The organism is Oleiphilus sp. HI0128, assembly GCF_001635365.1.
Genome location: NZ_LWGG01001122.1, coordinates 1 through 768, shown reverse-complemented (window position 1 = coordinate 768; position 768 = coordinate 1). Strand labels below are relative to the sequence as shown.

General features: G+C 37.1%; 2 protein-coding genes. One reads left to right on the top strand and one right to left on the bottom strand.

Translation table 11 applies throughout. The annotated features are described in order from the left end of the window. Positions 1-429, top strand: a 429-nt coding sequence (locus tag A3763_RS29720; RefSeq protein ID WP_231872254.1) for a hypothetical protein, incomplete at its 5' end; no start/stop codon positions are given. Between the two features lie 43 nt (positions 430-472). Here the strand turns inward: A3763_RS29720 and A3763_RS29715 are convergent. Then, on the bottom strand, positions 473-768 hold a 296-nt coding region (locus tag A3763_RS29715; protein WP_231872253.1), incomplete at its 5' end, for a hypothetical protein.

The following is a 768-nucleotide window of genomic DNA, read 5'->3' as shown; positions in this document are numbered from 1 at the left end:
GAGTCATTGCAGCCCGAATATAGTGCAGTACCGATTGATGTATTAGTTTGTTTTTCTCATCAATTCTATATTGTAAAAACGATAACCCTATTTCGGTATTTATCAAAACAAAGTGACAGTTCAATATTTGTTAGGTTTCACCCTTCGGATAAACTCGCTGGATTGAAGCTTAAAGTTTTGATGTTAATCTGCCGTGTATCTCTATCTAGCTGCGATCTTCCATTTGACAAAGATTTTTCTAGAGCTCGGGTCGTTATTTCAGCCTCTTCCTCCTTGCTAAAAGATGCTTACGCTAAAAAGCTTGCTGAGAATTTGATTTGGTATAAACCGATTGGCTTATCTTGGGACTATTATAATCTTGAGAGCGAATTATCTGTGGCTAAAAATATTAGGCAGTTACAAATACAGATAGGTCTTATTTATACATGAAAAATATTGGTTGGAGCGTCATTGCGCCATATTTCTTCGTGTTTTATTTTGTGCCTCTTATAATGATGGTGTTTTTAGGGCCGCACATAAACTTTGTAAACCCAGGCAACACGCTCTTAATCTTCGTCGTACTGCTTTGGGTAGGAATTTTTGCTTTCATATTTTCCAGAATCAAGTTGTCCTTCCCTGTCAATATATTCTCGAAACTACCTTTAATATTCGAGAATAATTTTTTTACCATAGTTACAGGGCTAGTTTTTCTGCCGCTCGCTGTTAAGTTTAACGCTGATTTTGGTATCAGCTTCAGGTATTCAGGTGAACAACTATCGCAATCCGGGG